General features: G+C 39.3%; 22 protein-coding genes and 2 pseudogenes. 11 read left to right on the top strand and 13 right to left on the bottom strand.

Annotated features, from left to right (window positions below; translation table 11 throughout):
• Nucleotides 1-71 precede the first annotated feature (71 nt).
• The gene (locus F991_RS11780; protein ID WP_004671618.1) at nt 72-1,904 is read left to right on the top strand and encodes a monovalent cation:proton antiporter-2 (CPA2) family protein; all 1,833 of its coding nucleotides are present in this window, start codon (nt 72-74) and stop codon (nt 1,902-1,904) included.
• Nucleotides 1,905-1,947: 43 nt separating this feature from the next.
• On the opposite strand, the gene F991_RS11775 is transcribed toward F991_RS11780, so the two are convergent.
• From F991_RS11775 to F991_RS11760, 4 genes are all read right to left on the bottom strand, one after another.
• Entirely contained in the window at nt 1,948-3,120 is a 1,173-nt protein-coding gene (locus F991_RS11775) for a benzoate/H(+) symporter BenE family transporter (protein ID WP_004671616.1), read from the bottom strand.
• Nucleotides 3,121-3,283: 163 nt separating this feature from the next.
• A complete protein-coding gene (leuE, locus tag F991_RS11770; protein ID WP_004671615.1) occupies nt 3,284-3,934 on the bottom strand; it encodes a leucine efflux protein LeuE in 651 nt (216 codons plus the stop codon).
• A gap of 73 nt (nt 3,935-4,007) precedes the next feature.
• Entirely contained in the window at nt 4,008-4,997 is a 990-nt protein-coding gene (gene tal, locus F991_RS11765; RefSeq protein WP_004671614.1) for a transaldolase, read from the bottom strand.
• 116 nt (nt 4,998-5,113) lie between these two features.
• Nucleotides 5,114-5,998: an HTH-type transcriptional regulator AceR gene (locus tag F991_RS11760; RefSeq protein ID WP_004671612.1), complete on the bottom strand. Its 885-nt coding sequence runs from the start codon at nt 5,996-5,998 to the stop codon at nt 5,114-5,116.
• Between the two features lie 105 nt (nt 5,999-6,103).
• Here F991_RS11760 and aceI point away from each other — a divergent pair, with 105 nt between their 5' ends.
• From aceI to F991_RS17960, 4 genes and pseudogenes are all read left to right on the top strand, one after another.
• Nucleotides 6,104-6,535, top strand: a complete 432-nt coding sequence (gene aceI, locus F991_RS11755; protein WP_004671610.1) for a chlorhexidine efflux PACE transporter AceI — start codon at nt 6,104-6,106, stop codon at nt 6,533-6,535.
• A gap of 183 nt (nt 6,536-6,718) precedes the next feature.
• The gene (locus tag F991_RS11750) at nt 6,719-7,114 is read left to right on the top strand and encodes a tautomerase family protein (protein WP_004671608.1); all 396 of its coding nucleotides are present in this window, start codon (nt 6,719-6,721) and stop codon (nt 7,112-7,114) included.
• A 50-nt stretch (nt 7,115-7,164) separates the two neighbouring features.
• Nucleotides 7,165-7,383 (top strand): hypothetical protein, encoded by a 219-nt coding sequence (locus F991_RS17925; protein ID WP_004671606.1) that lies wholly within the window; start codon nt 7,165-7,167, stop codon nt 7,381-7,383.
• 418 nt (nt 7,384-7,801) lie between these two features.
• Nucleotides 7,802-7,900 (top strand): annotated as a pseudogene (locus F991_RS17960) (hypothetical protein); the annotation flags it as partial.
• Nucleotides 7,901-7,970: 70 nt separating this feature from the next.
• Here F991_RS17960 and F991_RS17240 read toward each other — a convergent pair.
• Nucleotides 7,971-9,100, bottom strand: a protein-coding gene (locus F991_RS17240) for an IS3-like element ISAcsp5 family transposase (RefSeq protein WP_119026777.1) whose coding sequence is annotated in 2 segments (ribosomal slippage) — nt 7,971-8,848 and nt 8,848-9,100 — 1,131 coding nt in all. Because the reading frame shifts where the segments join, the coding sequence is not laid out codon by codon here.
• A gap of 89 nt (nt 9,101-9,189) precedes the next feature.
• Between F991_RS17240 and mfd the strand changes: the two are divergent.
• From mfd to F991_RS11720, 3 genes and pseudogenes are all read left to right on the top strand, one after another.
• Nucleotides 9,190-12,555, top strand: a pseudogene (gene mfd, locus F991_RS11730) (transcription-repair coupling factor); the annotation flags it as partial.
• Nucleotides 12,556-12,749: 194 nt separating this feature from the next.
• Entirely contained in the window at nt 12,750-13,184 is a 435-nt protein-coding gene (locus F991_RS11725) for an HIT domain-containing protein (protein ID WP_004671603.1), read from the top strand.
• Between the two features lie 50 nt (nt 13,185-13,234).
• The gene (locus F991_RS11720) at nt 13,235-14,674 is read left to right on the top strand and encodes an adenylate/guanylate cyclase domain-containing protein (protein WP_004671601.1); all 1,440 of its coding nucleotides are present in this window, start codon (nt 13,235-13,237) and stop codon (nt 14,672-14,674) included.
• Nucleotides 14,675-14,770: 96 nt separating this feature from the next.
• Here F991_RS11720 and fdx read toward each other — a convergent pair whose 3' ends face one another.
• From fdx to F991_RS11680, 8 genes are all read right to left on the bottom strand, one after another.
• A complete protein-coding gene (gene fdx / locus F991_RS11715; protein ID WP_004671598.1) occupies nt 14,771-15,109 on the bottom strand; it encodes an ISC system 2Fe-2S type ferredoxin in 339 nt (112 codons plus the stop codon).
• A 17-nt stretch (nt 15,110-15,126) separates the two neighbouring features.
• Nucleotides 15,127-16,986: a Fe-S protein assembly chaperone HscA gene (hscA, locus tag F991_RS11710; RefSeq protein WP_004671595.1), complete on the bottom strand. Its 1,860-nt coding sequence runs from the start codon at nt 16,984-16,986 to the stop codon at nt 15,127-15,129.
• 38 nt (nt 16,987-17,024) lie between these two features.
• The gene (gene hscB, locus F991_RS11705; protein WP_004671593.1) at nt 17,025-17,543 is read right to left on the bottom strand and encodes a Fe-S protein assembly co-chaperone HscB; all 519 of its coding nucleotides are present in this window, start codon (nt 17,541-17,543) and stop codon (nt 17,025-17,027) included.
• A gap of 84 nt (nt 17,544-17,627) precedes the next feature.
• The gene (gene iscA, locus F991_RS11700) at nt 17,628-17,948 is read right to left on the bottom strand and encodes an iron-sulfur cluster assembly protein IscA (protein WP_004671592.1); all 321 of its coding nucleotides are present in this window, start codon (nt 17,946-17,948) and stop codon (nt 17,628-17,630) included.
• 29 nt (nt 17,949-17,977) lie between these two features.
• On the bottom strand, nt 17,978-18,364 hold the full coding sequence (gene iscU, locus F991_RS11695; RefSeq protein WP_004671591.1) for a Fe-S cluster assembly scaffold IscU: 387 nt from the start codon (nt 18,362-18,364) through the stop codon (nt 17,978-17,980).
• 79 nt (nt 18,365-18,443) lie between these two features.
• Nucleotides 18,444-19,661, bottom strand: a complete 1,218-nt coding sequence (locus F991_RS11690) for an IscS subfamily cysteine desulfurase (RefSeq protein ID WP_004671590.1) — start codon at nt 19,659-19,661, stop codon at nt 18,444-18,446.
• Nucleotide 19,662: 1 nt separating this feature from the next.
• On the bottom strand, nt 19,663-20,136 hold the full coding sequence (locus F991_RS11685) for an Rrf2 family transcriptional regulator (RefSeq protein WP_004671589.1): 474 nt from the start codon (nt 20,134-20,136) through the stop codon (nt 19,663-19,665).
• Between the two features lie 108 nt (nt 20,137-20,244).
• Nucleotides 20,245-20,892 carry a hypothetical protein gene (locus F991_RS11680; protein WP_004671588.1) on the bottom strand — a complete coding sequence of 216 codons (648 nt, stop codon included), beginning with the start codon at nt 20,890-20,892 and terminating at the stop codon, nt 20,245-20,247.
• A 206-nt stretch (nt 20,893-21,098) separates the two neighbouring features.
• Here F991_RS11680 and F991_RS11675 point away from each other — a divergent pair, with 206 nt between their 5' ends.
• The 3 genes from F991_RS11675 to F991_RS11665 all read left to right on the top strand — a co-directional run bounded on the left by F991_RS11675 (nt 21,099) and on the right by F991_RS11665 (nt 24,006).
• Nucleotides 21,099-21,554, top strand: coding sequence for a phasin family protein (locus F991_RS11675; RefSeq protein WP_004671587.1), 456 nt, complete (start codon nt 21,099-21,101; stop codon nt 21,552-21,554).
• A 168-nt stretch (nt 21,555-21,722) separates the two neighbouring features.
• The gene (locus F991_RS11670) at nt 21,723-21,995 is read left to right on the top strand and encodes an HU family DNA-binding protein (RefSeq protein ID WP_004639426.1); all 273 of its coding nucleotides are present in this window, start codon (nt 21,723-21,725) and stop codon (nt 21,993-21,995) included.
• Nucleotides 21,996-22,134: 139 nt separating this feature from the next.
• Nucleotides 22,135-24,006, top strand: coding sequence for a SurA N-terminal domain-containing protein (locus F991_RS11665; RefSeq protein ID WP_004671585.1), 1,872 nt, complete (start codon nt 22,135-22,137; stop codon nt 24,004-24,006).
• Nucleotides 24,007-24,049 lie beyond the last annotated feature (43 nt).

The following is a 24,049-nucleotide window of genomic DNA, read 5'->3' as shown; positions in this document are numbered from 1 at the left end:
CCTATAAATGCGCTATCCGTCTTTTATTCTTTCAAATAGAATGAAATCAAATTGATAACAATGAGAACAGTATGAGTTCAGAGGCTGATTCAATAAGTTTAATTGCTCCCGTCGTTTTATTGGCTGCGGCAGTGATAGCTGTGCCCATTTTTAAACGCATCGGACTGGGTTCGGTATTAGGTTATCTCATTGCTGGCTTGATTATAGGGCCATTTGGTTTTGCATTTTTCCATGAATCAACATCCATCTTGCATATCGCTGAGTTGGGGATTGTGATGTATCTCTTCGTGATTGGTCTGGAAATGCAACCCTCACATTTGTGGAGTCTAAGGCGAGAAATCTTTGGTTTGGGAACCTTGCAAATCATAGTGAGTGCTTTGGCTTTAACTGGCGTGGGTATTCTATTTGGATTTACATGGCAAATTGCTTTTATTGCAGCAGCAGGTTTTGTACTGACCTCAACCGCCATCGTAATGCAATTGCTTGGTGATCGCGGTGACATTGCTCAACCGCGGGGGCAAAAGGTTGTTTCCATATTATTATTTGAAGATCTTCTTATCGTTCCATTATTGGCCATAATTGCATTTATGGCACCCAATCATGTGGTGGAAACAACTTCAGCACGCTTAGAAACCATTGGTATTGGTTTGATTGCGATAGCTGGTCTTATTGCAGCAGGTTATTGGTTACTCAATCCATTATTTAGATTGTTAGCAGCGGCTAAAGCCAGAGAAGTCATGACAGCCGCAGCGCTTTTGGTAGTATTGGGCGCAGCATTGTTGATGCAAGTGAGTGGCTTATCTATGGCGATGGGTGCTTTTCTCGCGGGTGTACTTTTATCCGAATCAACTTTTCGACATCAAATTGAGGCAGATATTGAGCCGTTCCGAGGGTTGTTACTGGGGCTCTTTTTCCTCGGTGTAGGGATGTCGCTGGACTTATCTGTCGTCGCACAGAATTGGCAGCTCATCATTAGTGGCGTTTTAGCCATGATGTTTGTAAAAGCACTGATGATTTATATCGTTGCGCGTGTCACGAAAAGTTCTCATATCGATGCTTTGGATCGTGCTTTACTCATGGCTCAAGGTGGTGAGTTTGCGTTTGTACTATTTGCTGCGGCCGTCAGTGCTCAAGTCATTGATAATACAATTAGGTCAAACCTTACCGCGATTGTGGTACTTTCAATGGTACTCACGCCTATTTTTGGTATTATTTTCAAACGATTTACAGAGAAAAAAGATACGATTTCTCTGGAAAACGTCAATATTGCAGAAGGTCTAAGTGGTAGCGTCTTGATGATTGGATTTGGTCGTTTTGGTCAGGTTGCCAGTCAGTTATTATTAGCCAGAGGCGTTGATGTCACTATTATTGACAACGATATTGATATGATTCAAAACGCAGAGAAATTTGGTTTTAAAATCTATTATGGCGATGGTGCACGTTTAGATATTTTACATGCCTCGGGTGCTAAAAATGCACAAGCTATTGTGGTGTGTGTGGATAGTAAGGCAACAACCAATAAAATCGTCGAATTGGTGGGGCATGAATTTCCACTTGCAAAACTACTTGTGAGATCTTATGACCGTGAACATTCGTTGTATTTGGTCAAACAGAAAGTCGATTATATGGTCCGTGAAACCTTTGAATCAGCTATTAAGTTTGGTGGGGTGATTTTAAAAGAGTTAGGTGTTGATCAGGATGAAGTGAAACGTATTAGCAATGAAATCCGTGATCGTGATGATGAGCGTTTTGAAACAGAAATAGCCGCAGATGATGTTTATGCTGGGGCTGGTTTACAATACACCCATGCACATCCACGACCTACAGAACCACTGCTTCGACCAAAGCAGGCTGGGCGAATTTTAAATGATGAAGAAACCCAAAAAGAGTTAGAAGATAAATAACCTTAAAGATTTATCCTCTGTACAGCATAAGCCTTAGTTTTGACTAAGGCTTATTTTTAAATCTAAATAATATTAAGACAAAAAGGCCCAGAATAAGTCCCCAAAATGCTGAGCCGATACCCAAAAACTGGACACCAGATGCACTACATAAAAAGGTCAGTAGCGCAGCTTCACGTTCTTCTACGTTGGAAAAAGCAACTGCAATGTTATGGCTAATCGTGGCAAATAATGCAATGCCAGCAAGTGCCACAATAAAGATTTGTGGAAATGACATGAGTAGGCTGACTAAAGTCGCAGCAAAAAGCCCCATGAAAATATAAAATATACCGCAACTGATCCCCGCAATATAGCGTTTGCTTGGATCGGGATGAACTTGATCATCTAAACTCACTGCTGCACTAATGGCGGCTAAATTTACCGAAAAACAGCCAAAAGGTGCAAACAGGGTATGCGCAACACCTGTCCAGCCCACGAGTTGATTGACGTGAGGGTGATAACCATAGCTTTTAATCATCGCGATGCCGGGTAAATTTTGTGAAGTCATATTGATCACAAATAATGGAAGTGCTAAACCAAGTACGGCAGACCATGAAAATGCGGGTTGCATCCATACAGGTTGAGTCAAAGACCATGTAATCGGTTGGAGTTGAAAATCAATAAACAGGGGGCAAATCGCTGCACCTAAAAGCACAGTCAATACAATGCTATAGCGTTGAAATAAGCGCTTAGAGACAAGATAAATCGCCAACATACTGAGAATAAAACCTAGATGGCTTTCTAGACTACTAAAGATTTGAATACCAAACTTTAATAGAATCCCTGCAAGCATGGCACAGGTTAGACTGGTTGGGATATGTGCCAATAACCTTTGAAAAACACCTGAAAATCCAACAATTGCAATGGCAAGCCCGCAGATGACAAACGCACCGATGGCTTCATAAAGATCATAATGTCCTGTAGAGGCAATGATCAGTGCGATACCGGGGGTCGACCATGCAGTAGCAACAGGATATTTATATTTCCAAGAGAGGATTAAACCTGAAAGTCCAATCGCTAAACCGAGTGCCCAGAACCATGAACTGATTTGTGCCGTGTTCGCACCTAAAGATTGAGCACCTTGAATGACGAGAACAGCCGAAACACTAATACCAATCAAAAAGGTGATAAAGCCAGCAAATACCGCAGGGATCGAAAAATCTTGAATTAGGCGTTGCATTATATGCATCTATACTTGATTAAAATTTGTTGAAAAGTATATCGTTAATATGGCTTAAATCGTAGTTCAAAGATGATTGAATAAATTGATGACACGATTAAAACAGATGGGGATGAAACATTATGAACTACCTTCCTTGGCGTGAATTTAATGTTGATCTAGATCAGGACAAAGTTGAAGTTGCGAGCCTTAAGCCGAAGCCGAAGAATAAAATACCGACCAAAAATACACCGCCAGCTGCGAGTTTGTAATTATGTTTGAAAAAACCAGCTAACTTTATGCCTGAAAAAATAAGTGCAGTTAGATAACTAAAGCTGACGATTTGTAAAATCAATGCCAGTACCAAGAAACTCAACATTGGATAGGGATAATTTGGCTCAACGAATTGCACAAAGAACGATAGGAAAAATAGAATTGCTTTGGGGTTCAATAAACTAATGCTAAGCGCAGTTCGATAGGGATGCACTTTATCTAATTGAGGTAAATCAGCCATTTCTGCGTGTTGTTGCGGTTTTTTCCACGTTTGATAAGCACTTTGTAGTAGTTTGAAACCCAAATAAGCGAGATAACAAGCACCTGTTATTTTGAGAATAACAAACAGAATCGGGAACGCTTTTAATAAAGATGCCGCACCTAAAACAGTACAAATAATTAAAATAAAATCGCCAGTAAATACGCCACAAGCAGCAGCGTAACCTGTACGTATTCCATAGCGTGAGGCAACAGACATCACATAGACCGAGTTCGGGCCGGGTAATAAAATGATTAAGATTGTACCAATAATATATGTGGTTAAATCTGTGATACCGAACACACTGAACTCTTAAAAAAACCGATTTTCACTAATATAGCAAAAATCGGTTTTTAATAGGTGAAAAATCAGCTAATTATGGGGTGATTTCAGCATCAATACCAAAAGATTGACGGAGTAACAAACTCAATTGGTTTCGCGCTTTAATAAAGCCATCAATGCCACCTTGGAGGAGCTGAAATGCCATTAAATCATGTTCGAGTTCGGCTTTAAAACTTTCTTTGGTTTGAGCGGTACGTTCGATTTTTTCAGCCTGTTGTGCTGAAGTCGTAGAGAGTTGAGCTTCAACAATATGTTGATCTTGTCCCAATTGATTCAATAGATTTGGAGCAATGGTCAATAAATCACAACCTGCTAAGCCAAGCACTTGAGCTGTGCTGCGGAAACTCGCTCCCATGACTTGAGTTGCGATCCCTTGTTGTTTATAGTAGTTATAAATTTTCTTAACAGACAAGACACCAGGGTCTTTTTCGATAGGATATTGATCCACGCCTTCGGCTTTTTTATACCAATCTAAAATACGACCTACGAACGGTGAGATCAAAGTCACTTTTGCATCTGCACAAGCTTGTGCTTGATGTAAGCCAAATAATAAAGTCAGGTTACACGGAATCCCTTCGGCTTCAAGCACCTTGGCAGCTTGAATGCCTTCCCATGTAGACGCAATTTTAATTAGAATACGTGATTGTTCAATTCCATATTCCTTATAGAGTTTGGAAAGTTCACGTGCTTTAGCAATCGTTGCTTCTGTATCATAAGACAGTAAGGCATCAACCTCAGTTGAAACACGACCATCAATTAATTTTAAGATTTCAACGCCAAATTTGACTGTTAGAATATCAATGGTACGTTCAATTAACGCATCACTTTGATAACCTTCTTGTTTTGCTTGTGCATAAGCATCTTCAATCAGTTCTTTGCTTTCTGGCTGCTCAGCCGCCGCAGTAATCAGTGATGGATTTGTTGTTGCGTCTAATGGACGAAATTTTTCAATTGCTTCCAGATCACTACTATCTGCGACAACAGTCGTTAAATTCTTTAATTGGTCTAATGCGGTTTGAGTCATTGATATAACGTTCTTTCTTAAACAATATTATGGGTAACTTCATTTATAACACAATCCACAGGAAAGCAAAGCACCGCATTTTAGAGAAATGTTGAGGGTCTGTTGACCGAGCTATTTCATTTTTGACGTTGATTCCGAATATGTTCAATCAAAAAACGTGCGGCAGCGCCTAACTCACTTTCACGACTCCAAACGAGATCAACGTAGTATTCAAATTTTGGACTAAAATCATATAGCTTCAAAATTTTCAGCTTCTTTTTTAATTCAGGATTTTCATTAAACATTTCTAAAGGCAGAACACCCCAACCTAAATTGCGGACAATCATCATACAAGCGGAATGATGGTTGTCAGTGCGCCAATAGTCTTTGGAAAAGAGTAGTTCAGGTTTGATGTTTTTATCACGACTTGCAACAACGATTTGGCGTGTCTGTACCATTTGTTCGAATGACACTTGCTCAAGTTGTGCCAAAGGATGATTTTCAGCAATTACAGGAACTAAAGCTTCTCGTTTTAGTTCAACAAACTGTTCACGACTGTCTAAATGTTCTCGTTCAAACATTAGCGCTAATTGTGCCGATTGGTCGAGCAACATTTGCAGTGCATCTTCTTGCGGAGCAGAAACAATGTTAATCGCAAGGCTAGGGAACTGTTGCTCAAGTAGCGTGATGTAATCTGTCCAATTAGTATGTAATAGCTCTGACACGACGACAATATTTAAAGTCGCTTCTAATCCTGTACTAAGTGCATAGGCATGCTGTTTCCATTGATTCATTTCAATCAAAAGTTGTTGTGTTTTTTCGTAGAGGACGATTGCTTCTGCTGTTGGGATTGGCTCGCGTCCAATACGATCAAATAAATTAAGATTGAGATCTATCTCTAGATTTGCAATCGACATACTCACTGCTGAAGGTACTTTACCTAATTTACGGGCAGCGGCGGAAAATGAACCTGTTTCCATGACGGTTTGAAACATGAGGAGTTGTTCTTGATTTATATTCATTGCTCAAAGATACTCATCTATCAAAAAAACTGAAAGAATCTGATTGGATTGATCAACATTATAAAAATAAAATGAGCCATATCCAAACAATAGAGTGTTTTAAAAATGTTGATTTCCAAAAGAAGACTCATTCATGCGATTGTCTATGAAGTGATTTTATTGGTCATCATCGCAATTGCGTTAAGTTTTATTTTTAGCATGCCGTTAGAAGTTACGGGTGTTTTAGGTACGATCATGGCCGTTATTTCCGTATTTTGGAATATGGTTTTTAACCATTATTTTGAAAAGATTGAATATAAATATCAGTGGGAAAGAACGATTCCAGTGCGTATTTTACATGCGATTGGCTTTGAGGGCGGTTTGATGCTCGCAACAATTCCAATTATTGCCTATATGATGCATATGAGCTTCATTGATGCATTAATCTTAGATTTTGGTTTGACCATGTGTATCTTGGTTTATACTTTTATCTTCCAGTGGTGTTATGACTCAGTAGAGGGGCGTTTCTTCCCAAATGCGAAGTTAGCCGCGCAATAACGATTGATAAAAAGCATTCTCTAGATATTTTGGAGAGTGCTTTTTTGCTATAAAAAAATTATTATGATTCAATTAAATTTTGATAGCTTTGGACTTATGTAGTTAATCAAATTCAGTAATTTTTTATCGGTACAGTGGAAATATAAATTATTTATATGTAAAAAGTCTTCAGGAGAATAAAAAATGCCAAGTGTGCTGATTGAAGTTAGACAGAAATACTCCATAGAAGTTGAACTTGGGATCATGGAGGCGGTACATTCTGCTTTAAGAGAAGCATTTAAAATTAAGCCAAATGATCGAAATTTACGTTTAGTCGTGCATGATGCACATCGTTTTCAGTGTCCGCCTGAAAGTAAAAAACCAGAATTTGTTACACTTATTACTATTGATTGTTTTGTAGGTCGTTCTTTAGAGGCTAAACGTTTACTTTATAAAGCGATTGTGAATAATTTAGAGCCATTTGGTGTGCCCAAAGATCATATCATGATAATACTTCGAGAAATTCCAGCAGATAATTTTGGAATTCGTGGTGGTCAGGCTGCTTGTGATGTCGATCTAGGTTTCAATGTTGATGTATAAAATTAAGATGGCTTAACATTCATTAGAATATCTGATAAAGAGACAGTTCCATGAAATTGAAAGAGCTTTTTATTGAAATCTATTACGACGAATATTCTAAAGGAGTGAACTTAAAAAAAATTAATAAATATATAGAAAATAATGAAATTTTCGATGTAGATTTTTTTGAACTTCTTTATGGCGCAATTGATCATGAGGCTATATTGCTTCAATTGATACAGAAGGGTGATCCTAATTTTTCAGTTAATTCATTTGAAGCCGAATTTTGACTGCTCGGTATTTTTTAGATGTGCTATATCACTATAAAATTGGTCTTATACAGCCTCTTAGGTTGTGTCAAATTTTTAGCAAGATAGAAACAAGTTTTTTGAGTGCTTCAAGAAATCTTGAGGAAAGGGTTGTGTACTACCCAGAATGGATAAGTGGTTTATATGATGCATGTGACTGGTGTGATGAAACATGGACTGTTAATAATTCACCTCATCTTACAGTGGCAGTAGACCAGCAAATTAATATCATTGAAGATTGGTTGTCCACCCATACTATTTAATGCACTCAAGCATATTATATCTAAAATAGCCTAAGCAATTTTAAATCTAGTGAATGAAAGTCCGAAAATTCACTTACGCTAAAAAAACATCATGCTAAAATAAGCCACTTGTCATTATAAATTGCACGATTTTCTCTATGTTTCAGCAAGAAATTTCTCAATTAAATCTACAACAACTCAAAGCTGGCGAAAAACGCTGGATTGGTTCATTACTTGGGTCTTCAGCAGCACTATTATAATGTGGTTCCGTTAATTAGACCACTCAATTCAGTTTTATAAGTGATAAATCCGCTCTAAATATTTAAATTATGCTGCCATTACTTTTAGTAAATGTTGATCATAAAATTCATTTGGTGTTGCCTTATTCAAACTTGAATGAGGACGTATCATGTTATAAAAATCCAAATATTCAGCAATTGATAGTTTCGCTTGTTTAACCGTATCGTAAGCCTTCAAATAGACTTCCTCATGCTTCACGCTGCGCCATAAACGCTCAATCATTACATTATCCATCCATCGTCCTTTCCCATCCATACTGATACGGATATTTCGCAATTTTAACTCATTCAAAAATGCCTCGCTTGTGAATTGACTGCCTTGGTCTGTATTAAACACCTCAGGACAACCATATTTCACAATTGCTTCTTGCAACGCATCTATGCAAAAGTCTGTTTCCATACTGATCGATACTCGATGAGCCAGTACTTTACGACTATGCCAATCTATAATTGCACACAGATAGACAAAGCCTTTAGCCATAGGAATGTACGTGATATCTGTACACCAGACTTGATTAGAGTGATCGATGACCATGTTTTTCAACAGATATGGGAAAATACGGTGTGCAAGATTAGGCTTACTGGTATTGGGTTTTGGATACAAGGCATGTATTCCCATCAAGCGCATTAAACGTCGGACTTTACGCCGACCTATTTGATGTCCTTGACGCTGTAGCATATCTCGTATCATTCGACTGCCCATAAATGGGTAGTCGAGATGAATTTCATCGATTAGACGCATCCAACTCAAATCAGTTGATGAAATCTCTTTGGGCTTGTAATACAACGTACTGCGATTGATTTGAATCAATTGCGATTGTTGTCGTACCGAAAGTTGATGGGTCTTATCGATCATTTTTTGCCGCTCAGCTGCCCTATTTTTCTGAGCGCACCTTCTAAAAAATCAATTTGCAATGCCTGATGTCCTATCTTGGCATGTAGAGCTTTGAGGTCAATCTCTGGTTCTTGTTGTGCTGTTGGTCGTGAAAAAATATTGACTGATTGCTCAAGCAGTTGATTTTTCCAATCGATGATTTGGTTTTGATGTAAATCGAATTGAGTAGAAAGTTCAGCGAGTGTGTGGTCGCCTTTAATTGCTGCGAGAGCAACTTTAACTTTAAACTCTGCTGAATGATTACGACGTTTTCTTCGTGTCATGGTTGACTCCAAAAACAAGCATTTCCCATGCTTATTGGGGAGTAGATTATCACTTATAGGCGTGGTCTAAAATCCTAGAACCACATCAATTATTTAAAGAAATCGCGACTCAAAGTTCAAATCTATATGTGATTGTAACGAGGAATAATCAGCATCTTGCGCAGTTAGAAAGTGAACTCGAATTTTATGGCATAAAACCAATCATTTTCCCAGACTGGGAAATTTTACCCTATGACCGATTGTCTCCGCATCAGGATATTGTTTCAGAACGATTGGCGATTTTATCCAACATGCCACAAAAAGGCATTTTACTTGTATCAGCCAGTACCTTAGCACAACGTGTCGCACCTTATTCATGGGTGGTCGGCGAACACTTTGATATAAAAGTGGGGCAAAAATTAGATTTAGATGTTCAAAAGAAGCAACTGGTACAGGCGGGTTATCGTTTAGTCGATACTGTCTATGACCATGGTGAGTTTGCTGTTCGAGGCAGCATCATGGATATTTTTGCGTCTGGACAAGAACAACCGATTCGAATAGATCTATTCGATGATGAAATTGAAAGCCTAAAATTCTTTGATCCTGAAACCCAAAGAACAACAGAATCTTTAAAAAACTTCACAGTTTTACCTGCAAAAGAATTTCCTTTAAAAGAAGGGCGCTCTACTTTTAGAGATCGTTATGCGGAAAGTTTTCCGACGGCCAATCCGAAGAAAAATCCCATTTATCAAGATGTACTAGAGGGGATTGCAACGCCAGGATTGGAGTTCTACCTGCCATTGTTTTTTGATAAAAAGACAATGGAAGCACAAAGTATGTTAATGACGTACTTACCAAAGAATTGCATTGTCATTACAAATAATGAAATTGAAGATGAGTTAATCAACTTTTGGAAAGAAGTCGTACGCCGTTACGAAGATCGTCGTCACAATATTGATCAACCGATTCTTCCACCTGAAGAATTATTTTTGATGCCAAACCATGTTTTACAGGCATTGAATCAACTTCCACGCATTATTGCGTCTGCTGCTGCTTTTGAGAACAAAGCTGGCGTACTTAACTTAGCAGCTGAGCAACCTTCTCAACTTGCAGTTGAACCAAAAAAAGAGCAGCCCTTTGAAGCCGTCAAACGCTATGTAGATCAAAGTAATCATCCTATTTTATTGGTGGCTGAAAGTGCGGGTCGTCGTGAAACCTTAAAAGATGCGTTACGTTCTACCTTGGGTGAGATTACGACCGTAGACAGTTTTGCTCAATTCCAAAAAGAAAAATTACGTGTTGCGATTACCAATGCACCTTTGGATCGTGGGTTATTGTTAACGGATCAACTGACTGTTATTTCAGAAAATCAGTTGTATGAACATCGTGTCGTGCAACGCCGTCGAAAGCGTCAACAAGAAGTTTCTGAAGAGTTCTTAGTCCGTAGTTTGACTGAGTTAAATATTGGTGCGCCTGTTGTACACATTGATCATGGTGTGGGGCGTTATGCGGGGTTGATTACACTTGAAATCGATCGACAGGATCATGAGTTCTTACAGCTTGATTATGCCGATAGTGCGAAAATTTATGTACCCGTCACCAATTTACATTTAATCAGTCGTTATAGTGGTGGTGATCCAGATCTTGCACCTTTACATAAAATTGGTACAGATACGTGGAGCAAAGCAAAACGCAAAGCTTTAGAGCAGATTCATGATGTAGCTGCTGAGTTGTTACATATTCAGGCTCGTCGTCAAGCTAAACCGGGCTTTGCATTTGAGCTAGATCAAATGGCGTATATGCAATTTTCCAGTGGTTTTGCCTACGAAGAGACCTTGGATCAAGCCAATGCCATTGATGCCACATTGCATGATATGCAACTGGCTAAACCGATGGATCGGCTGGTGTGTGGTGATGTTGGTTTTGGTAAAACCGAAGTTGCGATGCGAGCGGCCTTTGTTGCTGTTCAAAATGGCAAACAAGTTGCTGTACTTGTACCAACGACTTTATTGGCACAACAGCATTTTGAATCATTTAAGGATCGCTTTGCCGATACCGCCGTCAGAATTGAGGTTTTATCTCGTTTTGGCAGTAACAAAACTCACTTAAAAATCATCGAAGATTTGGCGGATGGTAAAGTCGATATCGTGGTGGGAACACATAAGATCCTACAAGAAAATATCCAATTTAATAATCTAGGTTTGATGATTGTGGATGAAGAACACCGCTTTGGTGTTCGAGACAAAGAGCGAATCAAAGCTTTACGTGCTGATGTTGATATGCTGACTTTAACGGCAACGCCGATTCCTCGTACGCTTAACATGGCTTTCTCAGGCATGCGGGATTTGTCAATTATTGCCACACCTCCTGCACGTCGCCTAGCAGTCAAAACTTTTGTACAAGAACATACCGATGATTCGATCAAAGAAGCAATTTTACGTGAGTTGTTACGTGGTGGTCAGGTGTATCTTCTGCACAATGAAGTAGAAAGTATTGAGCGAGCCGCAGAAACCATACGTACTTTAGTACCCGAAGCACGAGTTGCCGTTGCACATGGACAGATGCGCGAGCGTGAACTTGAGCAAGTGATGCAGCAGTTTTATCACAAAGAATATAATGTTCTGGTTTGCTCTACCATTATTGAAACAGGGATTGATGTTCCAAATGCCAATACGATTATTATTGAGCGTGCTGATAAGTTAGGTTTGGCGCAGCTACACCAACTAAGAGGGCGTGTTGGTCGTTCGCATCATCAGGCATATGCTTATTTGCTTGTGCCTTCGTTGAAGCACTTAAAAGGCGATGCAGAAAAACGTCTGGATGCGATTCAGCGTGCCTCAACTTTGGGTGCGGGTTTTATGCTGGCGACAGAGGATTTGGAAATCCGCGGTGCGGGTGAACTTCTCGGTGAACAGCAAAGTGGTTCAATGCATGCCATTGGATATAGTTTGTATATGGAAATGCTAGAAAAAGCGACCAAAGCGATTCAGAAAGGTAAAACGCCAAACTTTGATGCACCGTTGTCCTTGACGGCTGAGATTAATCTGCATATGCCAGCGCTGATTCCTGATGATTATTTAGGGGATGTACATCAACGCTTACTGTTCTATAAACGCATTAGTAATACGGATACACAGGAAAAGCTGAATAATATCCGCATGGAGTTAATTGATCGTTTTGGCATTCCACCACAACCTGTTAAACAACTCTTTAGTGTTCATCAAGTCCGTTTGAGCGCGGAACAACTTGGAATTACTAAAGTTGATATCAATAGCAATGGGGGCTATGTTGAATTTTCACCTGATACCCCAGTACAAGCGGTCAGCATTATTCAATTAATGCAGAAAAATCCCACTTATTATCGGATGGAAGGTGGTCAACGTCTGAAAATTATGGTGCAGCTTGCTGAATATGATAAGCGTATTCAATTCATTATGGATTTATTGAATAAATTATTAAATGCAATGAATAGCTAGAATCAAATCATGATTTGTTGGTTAATTGATCAAGTTTGTTTTTTTGTAGGCTAAGCAGATTTCTTGGATTAAAACCTTATGCAATAAATGAGGAAAATCATTGTTATTTGTAATCAAATAGCCTACTTAGAATATTCACATCAGAACTGATGTGGTAGTATTGATCATCATTATTCTGCATCATTTATAAAGATATGTTTAGTTTGCATCCCCAACTTGCTCAAGATACATTTTTTGTAGGCGATTTCCCGCTTTCAACATGTCGTTTAATGAATGATATGCAATTTCCTTGGTTAATTCTTGTGCCACGCGTACCAGGAATTACAGAGTTATATGAACTCAGCCAAGCAGATCAGGAACAGTTTTTGCGTGAATCAAGCTGGTTATCTAGCCAACTTTCGCGTGTATTCCGTGCGGATAAAATGAATGTTGCCGCGTTAGGCAATGTTGTACCTCAATTGCATTTTCATCATGTTGTACGTTATCAAAACGATGTTGCATGGCCTAAACCAGTTTGGGGAAATCCAGCAGTCCCTTATAGCAATGATGTGCTCGCGCATATGCGCCAAACATTGATGCTTGCACTACGTGGACAAGGCGATATGCCATTCGATTGGCGCATGGACTGATCTAAAAAATAGAAGAAAAATAGTATTCTATAATAAGAAAGGAGGATAGAGTGTCGCTAGACAGGTTGATTGATAAAGAACCTAGACAGTTCGCTTACTTTCATCGTTTGATGGGATATTCGATTCTGTCACTAATTTTGGTAATTTATACATTTACCTCATCGAGTGCTAACTATCAACTTTATATCCTCCCTTTATTATTGATTTATTTTTTATTTTGTCCACGACTCGAAAAATGGCTGCAATATAAATACGACAAAAAAACTGAAAAAAATGTGTATTTCGCCAATGAGGCGATCATCGTCTCAATCGTTCTCGCTGCACTTCATCTAAGTTTAGTTCCAACCTTTGTTATTATTTTTGCCTTATTATATGTTGGATTGAACAATAGAATTTCTTTACCGATTGCTTGTCTGATCGGGCTTATCGGTGTCATTACATTTTATTTTAGTACCTTTTTTATATTTGGTTCTGAACAGTATTTTGAGCCGACCAATCCAGAACTGACCGTGGTGAGTTTGCTGGGTTTAATGGTATTTATCGTCATTGGAAATTATTACCAGCATCGTCGATTGAGTGTCTTGGGTCAACAGCGCCAGCATTATCATAATCAAATGACACGCTATATTGCTTTTGCAAATCAGTTAAGTCGCTACGCGCCACTACAACTGTGGCAGTCGATTATGCGCGGTGAAGCCGAAGCAAAAATTGAATATAAACGTAAAAAACTCACCATTTTCTTCTCTGACATACAAGGTTTTACCGAGCTATCTGAAACGCTTATTCCAGATGATTTGGCTTTTTTACTCAATGACTATTTGAGTCATATGACTGAAATCGCCAAACAATATGAAGCTACTGTTGATAAGTTTATGGGAGATGCCATTCTCATTTTCTTTGGCGATCCAAACTCGCAGGGCACAGAACAAGATGCAAAATCATGCGTGGAAATGGCAATTGCGATGCGTCAACAAATGAAACTGTTGCGTGAGCGGTGGAAGAAAATGGGCTATCCAGCGCTGCATATCCGCATGGGAATTAGTACGGGCTATTGCCACGTAGGTAATTATGGTGCATCGCATCGTATGGCGTATACGATCGTCGGGCGCGATGTGAATTTGGCATCACGATTACAATCTGCCGCAGAAGTGGACGAGATACTCATTGCCGATGACACACATCAACTTATCAAAAGTGAATTTTTGTGCGTGCCTAAAGTTCCGATCTACTTAAAAGGGATTCAAGGACCTGTTAAAACTTGGCAAGTGATGGAGAAGTTTACAGGCAAGAAATCTGATACACAAAAATGGTTCGATTATGATTATAAGGGTTTCCATTTGGTCTTGAACCTAGAGGAAGTCCAAAACTATGAATATCCTGAGTTGGTTGAGATTCTAGAAACTATGATTGAGCGCATTCAGACGCATCAAAAAATTACTAATGCGCAGGGTGTTCCGAAGTTGACATTGGACGATGAAGTTAAGCAATAAACACTGAACGATCATATTTTATTTTTCATTACAGAATAAAAAATCCTCTTTTGAATTGATTAAAAGAGGATTTTTTTAAATCATTAAGCAATAAACTTAATGATTTTCCGAAGCATGGTTGATGGTGTATTTAGGAATCTCAATTTCTAAATCTACATCAACGATGACTACTTGGCAAGATAGACGTGAATCTGGTTCAAGACCCCATGCACGATCGAGCAAATCGGCTTCTACATCATCCATTTCTTCAAGGCTATCAAAACCTTTACGAACAACGACGTGGCAAGTCGTACAAGCACTTGACATATCACAAGCATGCTCAATTTTAATGCCTTGCTTGAGTAAGCTCTTGCATAAATTGGCATTGTGTTCGACTTCAAATTCAGCACCTTCAGGGCAGATTTGAGCGTGAGGGAGCACTTTAATACGTGGCATATTGATCACCTATACCGTTAGTTTGAGTTTGACCAATCTTCAAGTTTTGTACCCTTTAAGGCATGGTCAATATGTCGGTTCATACGAAGTGCAGCGAATGCATCACTATGAATTTTAAGTTGTTGAACAGCATTTTCGATCGCTTCGAGTTCATTGGTTTCAAGGCGAACTTTCAATGCTTCGGCTGCGAGGATTAGATCACGCGCTTGTTGCTGCGTTAATAAATCCGTATCTGCTTTTAAAGCCTGTTCTAAAGCTTCTAGCTCACGCTGTGCTTCAACTTTGGTTTCTTGCAAATGACGAAGTTGTTTATCTTCCTCAGCATGTTGGAAACCTTCGATAAGTAAGCGTTCAGTATCCGTTGATGACAAACCATAAGATGGTTTGATGTCGATTTTAGCTTGAACGCCAGAAGTCGTTTCTTTTGCGGATACCGTGAGAAGTCCATCTGCATCGACTTGGAACGTCACCTCAATGCGAGCTTGTCCAGCAGTCATCGGTGGAATGTCATGTAAAACAAAACGTCCTAATGAACGGCAGTGTTCTACCAAATCACGCTCACCTTGAACCACATGAATCAACATTGCTGTTTGACCATCTTGATAGGTCGTGAACTCTTGACGGCGAGCCACTGGAATCGCAGTGTTACGTGAGATCAAGCGTTCAACTAAGCCACCCATGGTTTCTAAGCCCAGCGAAAGTGGGGTTACATCGAGGAGTAGCGAGCCATCCTGACTATTTCCAATCAGTTGATTAGCTGTAATCGATGCACCAATTGCAACGACTTCATCTGGATTTATCGTACACAATGGTTCACGTTCAAACAATTCAGCGACTGCTTTTTTAACAGCATAAGAGCGTGTTGAACCACCAACTAAGACTACATTTTCAATATCGTCTAATTTAAGTTTTGCATCACGTAAAACGCGCTTACATACGCTTATGGTTTTATCGAGTGCAACTTGAATGATTGATTCAAAAGTTGTGCGGTCTAGCGTCAGGCGGTCATCTAATAGTTTTAATTCAGCAGATTCGTGATCTGTTAAATATTCTTTTGCTTGGCGAGCGGCAACAATAAAAACGGCATATTCTTCATCATTGAGTGTCTCAATATTGAGTTGATTTTTGGCCCATTTCACGATGAGACGGTCTAGATCATCACCGCCAAGCGCAGTGTGTCCACCAGTTGCCAATACTTCAAATACACCTTGCGAAAAACGCAAAATAGACACGTCAAATGTACCGCCACCTAAATCATAAATGACGTAGTTACGATCTGTGCTCAGATTAGTTTCTTGGTCAAGACCGTAAGCAACAGCAGCAGCAGTTGGCTCATTCAACAAGCGTAATACATTTAAGCCAGCAAGTTGAGCTGCATCACGTGTTGCTTGACGTTGTGCCTCATCGAAATAAGCAGGAACGGTAATGACTGCACCATTGACTGGATTATTTAGGCTTGCTTCTGCGCGTTCTTTGAGATTTTTTAAAATCTCAGCAGAAATCTCAACGGGAGTTTTGCGACCCGCTGGCGTTTCAAAAGCTGGCATTTCATTTTCAGCACCAACAAGTGTGTAGGGATGCTGGAATTTAATATCAGACTGTGAACGGCCCATAAATCGTTTAACTGAAACGATAGTGTTTTTGGGATCGGTCATCATAAAGGGTTTGGCTTCATAACCAAACGTTGTTATATCCTTTGCATAATGAACGATAGAGGGTAATAACACTCTATTTTTTTCATCTTGTAGAACTTTCGGTTTTCCCGATAGCACTGTCGCCACTAAAGAGTGGGTTGTCCCTAAGTCAATGCCAATCGCAATACGGTGTTGATGCGGGGCAGTAGATTGACCAGGTTCAGCAATTTGCAAAAGTGCCATGCGTGAGTTATCCCTTGAAAATAATCGGTTAAAGCGGACTAAAAATCATCGTCTAAATCGAAGCTATCTTCTGCATCGAACATGCGATCTTCAGCTTTATCAATATCATTCATAACACGTTGGAAGAAACGTAGCTTACGTACGGTATCGCGTGCCTCAGCCCAGTCTTCTTCCGCGTAATCGATTTTAAACTCGCGCACTAAGCTATCAATCCACTGTTGAATATCTATTTTTAAGGTGTGGAGTTGATCTGTCGATGTTGCTTCATCGAGTTGCTCACGCATTTCCAGTGCAGATTGCAAGAACTCAAAATCATTGATGGATTGATCAAGATGATGATCTTGTTTTTTTAAGCCAAGCAAATACGCAGCGCGGCTATCAACATGTGATAACACTTTATACGCTTGATTGATGTCACTGGACTTGATCAAAGCTTGATCTTTATCACTCGTCTTGTCTGGATGATATTGCTGTTGCAAACTTAAAAACTGTTTTTTTAAAGCTGCTAAATCTATATCGAGTGCTTCGGGTAATAAGAACAGCTCAAAATGATTCATGGGAGATGAATTCCGCTATTGTTAAATACGTTAAAACAGTGCGGAACACACTGTTTTGACGAGAAGAAAGAAAGGAGAGTGGGATTAAACAGTAAAGGATTCACCGCAGCCACATTCACCTTTTTGATTTGGGTTGCTAAATTCAAAGCCTTCATTTAAGCCGTTTTTCACGTAGTCCATTTCTAAACCATCGAGATAAACTAAGCTTTTAGGGTCGACAAAAACTTTAACACCAGATTGTTCGAAAATTTGATCATGTGTGTCTATGTCATCAACAAATTCGAGCACATAAGCCAAGCCAGAACAACCTGAAGTTTTCACACCAACACGAATGCCTTCACCTTTACCTCGATTTTGAAGGTAATTGCTGATATGAGCTGCAGCATTTTCAGTTAAATGGATCATGAAAACTCCAATGTTTGATCGGTCATCAATTAAGCTTTAACTTTTTTGCCGCGATAATCTTCAATCGCAGCTTTAATCGCATCTTCAGCCAATACAGAACAGTGTACTTTTACTGGTGGAAGTGCTAACTCAGTAGCAATATCAATATTTTTGATTGCTTGAGCTTGATCTAGTGTCTTGCCTTTTAACCATTCGGTTACAAGGGAGCTTGATGCAATTGCAGAACCACAGCCATAAGTCTTAAAGCGCGCTTCTTCAATAACACCATTGTCATCGACTTGAATTTGTAGACGCATGACATCGCCGCATGCTGGTGCGCCAACCATACCTGTACCTACATTTTCAGCATTTTTATCTAAAACACCAACATTACGAGGATTTTCGTAATGATCAATTACCTTTTCACTATAAGCCATGTCGCTTCTCCAAACCTCGGGGTCAGCCTAATATTAATATGAGGGTTAAAACGCTATTTTCAATGAAGAGTTCAATGAATTAGTGTTCAGCCCACTCAACTGTTGAAAGGTCAATACCTTCTTTATACATATCCCAAAGCGGAGAAAGTTCACGCAATTTCTCAACAGCAGCTTTGGTAATTGTTAACACGTGGTCGATATCTGCTTCAGTTGTGTACTTACCAAAACTAAAACGGATAGAACTATGTGCTAACTCATCAGATAAACCTAAAGCACGTAAAACGTATGATGGTTCTAGTGTTGCAGAGGTACAAGCAGAACCACTTGAAACCGCTGCATCTTTTAGTGCCATCATTAGGGATTCACCTTCAACAAAGTTGAAGCTGACATTTAAATAATTTGCAACGCTTTGAGTCTGGTGGCCATTTAAAAACACTTGTTCAAGGTCTTGTAAGCCATTCCATAACTTGTCACGTAGCTGACGAATACGCGTTTGTTCTGCTTGCAGGTTTTTGCCCGCAATTTCAAAAGCTTCACCCATACCCACAATTTGATGTGTCGCTAGAGTGCCCGAACGCATACCGCGCTCATGACCGCCACCGTGCACTTGTGCTTTAAGGCGAACACGTGGACTACGGCGAACGAAGAGTGCGCCAATACCTTTAGGACCATAAATTTTGTGTGCTGAGAAACTCATCAAATCGATTTTCATGGTTGAAAGATCAATTTCAACTTTACCTGCTGCTTGAGCGGCATCAACATGGAAAAAGGTTTTGTTGGCACGTGTCAATTCACCGATCGCAGCAACGTCTGTTACTGTACCAATTTCGTTATTGACCATCATTAATGAAACAAGAATCGTATCTGGGCGCAATGCAGCCTGAACCATTTCAGGGGTAATTAAACCCGTGCGTGGTTCTGGTTCTAAATAGGTGATTTCAAAACCTTGTTCTTCAAGTTCACGACAAGGATCTAACACTGCTTTGTGTTCGATTTTACTTGTGATGATGTGTTTGCCTCTTGAGCCGTAAAATTGAGCAATCCCTTTTAGAGCCAAGTTGTCTGATTCAGTTGCACCTGAAGTCCAAACGATTTCGCGTGGATCTGCTTTGATTAGATTCGCAACTTGCTCACGTGCATATTCAGCTTTTTCTTCAGCTTGCCAACCATAGGCATGCGAACGTGAAGCAGGGTTACCGAAAGACCCTTCGAAGGTTAAGCATTCCATCATACGTTCCGCAACTTCAGGAAGTACGGGAGTGGTTGCTGCGTAATCAAGATAAATTGGACGTTTCATGTCAAATACCTGTAACCGATAGAAGGGCTGAATCTAAACTTACTGAATTTTGGCGGACTGCAACGGTTTGCACGTTGTCACGAGCGATTAGATCGGCAAGAGTGATTTTTGCAAGATAATCGGCAATATGGTGGGAGAGTTCTTGCCATAAGTCATGCGTTAAACACATTGCACCATTTTGGCAGTTACCTTTATGGTCGCAACGTGTCGCATCGACAGTTTCATTTACAGCTTCAATAATTGCTAGTACTGTGATTTCACTTGCTTTTCGGGCAAGGTGATATCCGCCATTTGCACCACGAACGCTTGAAACTAAGCCGTGTCGTTTGAGTTTTGCGAATAACTGTTCTAGATAAGCGACTGAGATGGATTGACGATTTGCTATTTCAGCAAGCGTGATCGTTTGTTCAGTTGGCTGCAAAGCTAAATCAAGTAGAGCAGTCACTGCGTAACGACCGCGAGTAGTAAGGCGCATGATTCGATACACATGGTTAGACTAGATGTCTAAATTTTATGAATTCCGACTAAAATAGTCAAGTTTTTTAATTGCCATTGTGCAGGTGAAAAGTAAATTAACTTGGATTTATTGTATCCACGCATTATAAACAAAAAAAGCAATAAAAATAAAGCTCAATACAGCGAAGCCGATATTGATCAAACGTTGCCGTTTTTGTAGACGGAGAATACGATTTTGATGTTGCTTTACCTCTACAAGTAATGTGTTGATTTCGGAACGTTGTTGATCAATTTTGTCGAGTAATGGGGCAATACGATGCTGCGACGCAATTGTATCTGCATCATCACCAAAGCTGTTCAACCATTGTTTCCAGTTAACCAATATGCTCGATAAAGTGAAATGCGGAACTAAATCGGTAAATTGTTCAGCGAGCGTTGCATCGCCTAAAATACGCATATTGTTAATACTACGTTGATTGTTAAACACGAAGATCTTAATCAGATCAATAAGTGTGCTATTAATTTCTAAATCTACTTTTCGATCGAGTGCTTTCATATCAAACAACAGGCCTTTTTCTGTGAATTGAATATAAAAGTCAAAGAAAGGAATGTAGCTGTTAATACGAATCGTAATTTTTTGATCAATTAACTTTTTTGCTTGCAAGCGTAGTGCAGCATCATGTGTGAGGATGAAAGAGAAAAAAGTTTCTAAAACAATGATGACAATGTTTAGCAACAAATGTGGGTGTTTATGTCTTTGTTGCGTATCACGCATAAGTCTCTTTTTCCTTACCAGTTAGTCCAAAAAACAAAGCCTGTAAACTTGAGTATCCTTACTCAACTGTTAAAAACAATTTACACGACTATATTGCTTTGTAGAACAGTTTTTTAAAACGATCAAGTCCTAATTTTGATATTATAAAAACATTTTTATGGTTAAATACGACATGTTGTTTGTAAAGTGCTTAGGAGTAATGGTTCATGGATAAGGCAAGTAGAGAAAATGTGAGTGAAGAAACAGAGGCAGGAACTAAGCTAAAATCAAAGAGTTCCAAGAAATCGGCACTCGATTTTAAAAAATACACACAACAAATTTGGCTAGCAGGTTTAGGGGCTTTTTCTCGCGCTGAGGAAGAAGGAAATAAATTATTCGACTCATTGGTTAAAGTTGGCGAAGAGTTGGAGTCAAAGACAGTAGATTTTGCTGACAATACTGTAGGTAAGGTTACAGAAAAAGCAAAAGAGTCTGTCACGGATACCAAAGATAAGGTTGAAAAGATTTTAGATAGTGGGGTGAATCACTCTTTAAATCGAATTGGATTAGTGACGCCGAAGGATCTTCAGCATATCGAACAGTTATTGGTGCAACTACATATTAAAGTCGATGCTTTAATCGAAGAAAATGATCAACTTAAGGCTAAATTGAATAAAAAGTAAAAAAATTGCGAGCAACTCGTCCGTTTATGTCGTATTTCGGTATTTATTTTAATTAAAAGGTCTTTCTAGTATTGCGTTCTCCCCTAAAGCATTGCTATAAAGGCTGCATGGCCTTTTAAACTATAGCCTTGGATCTTAACAAACGATATTAAGAGGATATTTTTTATCATGAATAAATCAGAATTAATTGATGCGATCGCTGAAAAAGGGGGAGTGTCTAAGTCGGATGCTGGTAAGGCACTTGACGCGACAATCGCATCAATCACTGAAGCACTTAAAAAAGGTGATACGGTTACTTTAGTTGGTTTCGGTACTTTTAGCGTAAAAGAACGAGCTGCACGTACTGGTCGTAATCCTAAAACTGGTGAAGAGCTTCAAATCAAAGCAAGCAAAGTACCTAGCTTCAAAGCTGGTAAGGGTTTAAAAGATTCGGTTGCGTAATCTTTCTAAATCAATAAACGCACCATTTTGGGTGCGTTTTTTATTTATCGAATGAAAAAATTAATTTGATCCTCATTCGGCATTCATTCACTTTGGTTTTTCAGTTAAAATTGCCCCGAAATAAAATATTGGAATACTTATGGAATCATTTCGTACAGTCATTAAGGGTTGGCTTGGCAAAGTCCTATTAGTTTTGTTTTTGACCCCTTTAGCACTTGTAGGTATTGAAGGATATTTTAGTGGCGGCAATAGAGTAGATGTTGCCAAATCGGTAAATGGTCAGGATATTTCTAAGAAAGAATTAGAAAGTGCGATCAAAAATTATAAAGATCAATATTTATCTTTGGTTCAGGGCGATGAGTCACTGTTGAATCTTCCTGTTATTCAGGAAAAAGCATTAGATGCACTTGTTGCACGTAGTTTGTTGTCGCAACAAGCAGATAAATTAGGTATCTCTTTAAGTGATGTGCAGCTTGAGCAAATGTTGGCTCAACAGCCTGGTTTTCAGGAAAATGGAAAATTTTCTCAACAATTATACGAAAACTATTTACGCTCTGCTGGCATGACCAATCAGGGCTTGATCGCGAGTCTGCGCCAAGATCATGCGTTGAAGATGGTTTCATCAACGCTGATGGAGTATGCATTGGTCAGTCAGTCTGATTTGCAGCAATTAGCAAATCTGCAAACAGAACAGCGCACATTGCATTTAGCAAGTATCAAATTAGATGACTACAAGAAAGGGGTAACAGCGACAAACCAAGAAATCTCTGATTACTACAACAAGCATAAAAATGAATTTAAGCAAGTTGCAAGTGTTGATGTGGATTATGTGGTTCTAAGTCCAGCGTTGCTTCCTCAAGCAAATCTAGCAGTAACAGAGGCAGATTTAAAACAAGCTTATGCAGCATTTGTGGAAAAACAACAAAAAGATGTAAAGCGTGAAGTTAAGCATATCTTGATTACTGCTGATGAGCGCGGTGATGCTGCTGCTCAAAAGCTTGCGAATGACGTTTATGCCAAAATCCAAGCAGGGATGACATTTGCACAAGCTGCGGCACAATTCTCTGATGACCCTAGCTCAAAAGGGCAAGGTGGTTTGGTTGAAGCTTATGCACCTGGTGCTTTCTCAGCTGATTTTGATAGTGCTGTAAATGGCTTGAAAAATGGACAAATTTCTAAACCTGTAAAAACGCAGTATGGCTACCATATTATTGAGACAAATGCACCCGAAGCAAACATTCCATCGTTTGAATCTGAAAAAGCACGTTTAACCGCAGAAGTTGAAAAAACTAAGGTCGCTAACTTGTTTAGTGACACAGTCAATAACTTAAATGAAATGGTTGTAGGTGGTGACTCTTTAGATGTGGTTGCGCAAGAGGTTAAAGGTGCGCGTATTCAATCTGCTAAAACAGTGACTTTAGCAACACAAGATCCAGTGTTAAGTGATTTAAGTGTTAAAGCAAAACTGTTTAGTGATGATGTGAAAAATGGTGATCGAAATGCATCATCTAGTATCCAATTGGCGAATGGAGATACCATTTGGATTAAAGTTCGTGATTATCATCCAGCAGGTACGAAACCTTTGACACAAGTCACAGCAGAGGTGAAGGCGAAAGTGATTGAAGAGAAGGCTTATAAAGCAGCCCAAGCAAAAGTTGCGACAACCTTAGCTGACTTTAAGACTCAACCAGCTGCCAAAGTGATTGCAAAATCACAAGTGACTTTTGAAAATGCAGGTACATTTGCGCGCTCTCAAGGCTTGAAACGTGCGATTGAGCGAGCTGCATTTAGTCTTGCAGCACCAAGCAAAGACGGAATGTGGTCTGCAACAGCGACGAAGCTACCAAACGAGCTAGTGATTGTTGCCGTTTCAAAAGTTGATAGCAGTATAGCAAGTGGTTTGCCAGCAGAAGAGTTGAAAGAGTTGAGAAAGCTTTATCAGCAGTTCCGCGGACAACAAATTCTGGATGACTATACTGAATATTTAAAATCGCAAGCAGAAATCAAATAAGTTTGATTGAAGTAAAAAAGCCAGTTTGAGAAAACTGGCTTTT

It is taken from the genome of Acinetobacter sp. CIP-A165 (assembly GCF_000367985.1).
GTDB lineage: Bacteria > Pseudomonadota > Gammaproteobacteria > Pseudomonadales > Moraxellaceae > Acinetobacter.
This window is presented reverse-complemented; position numbering and strand designations above follow the sequence as displayed.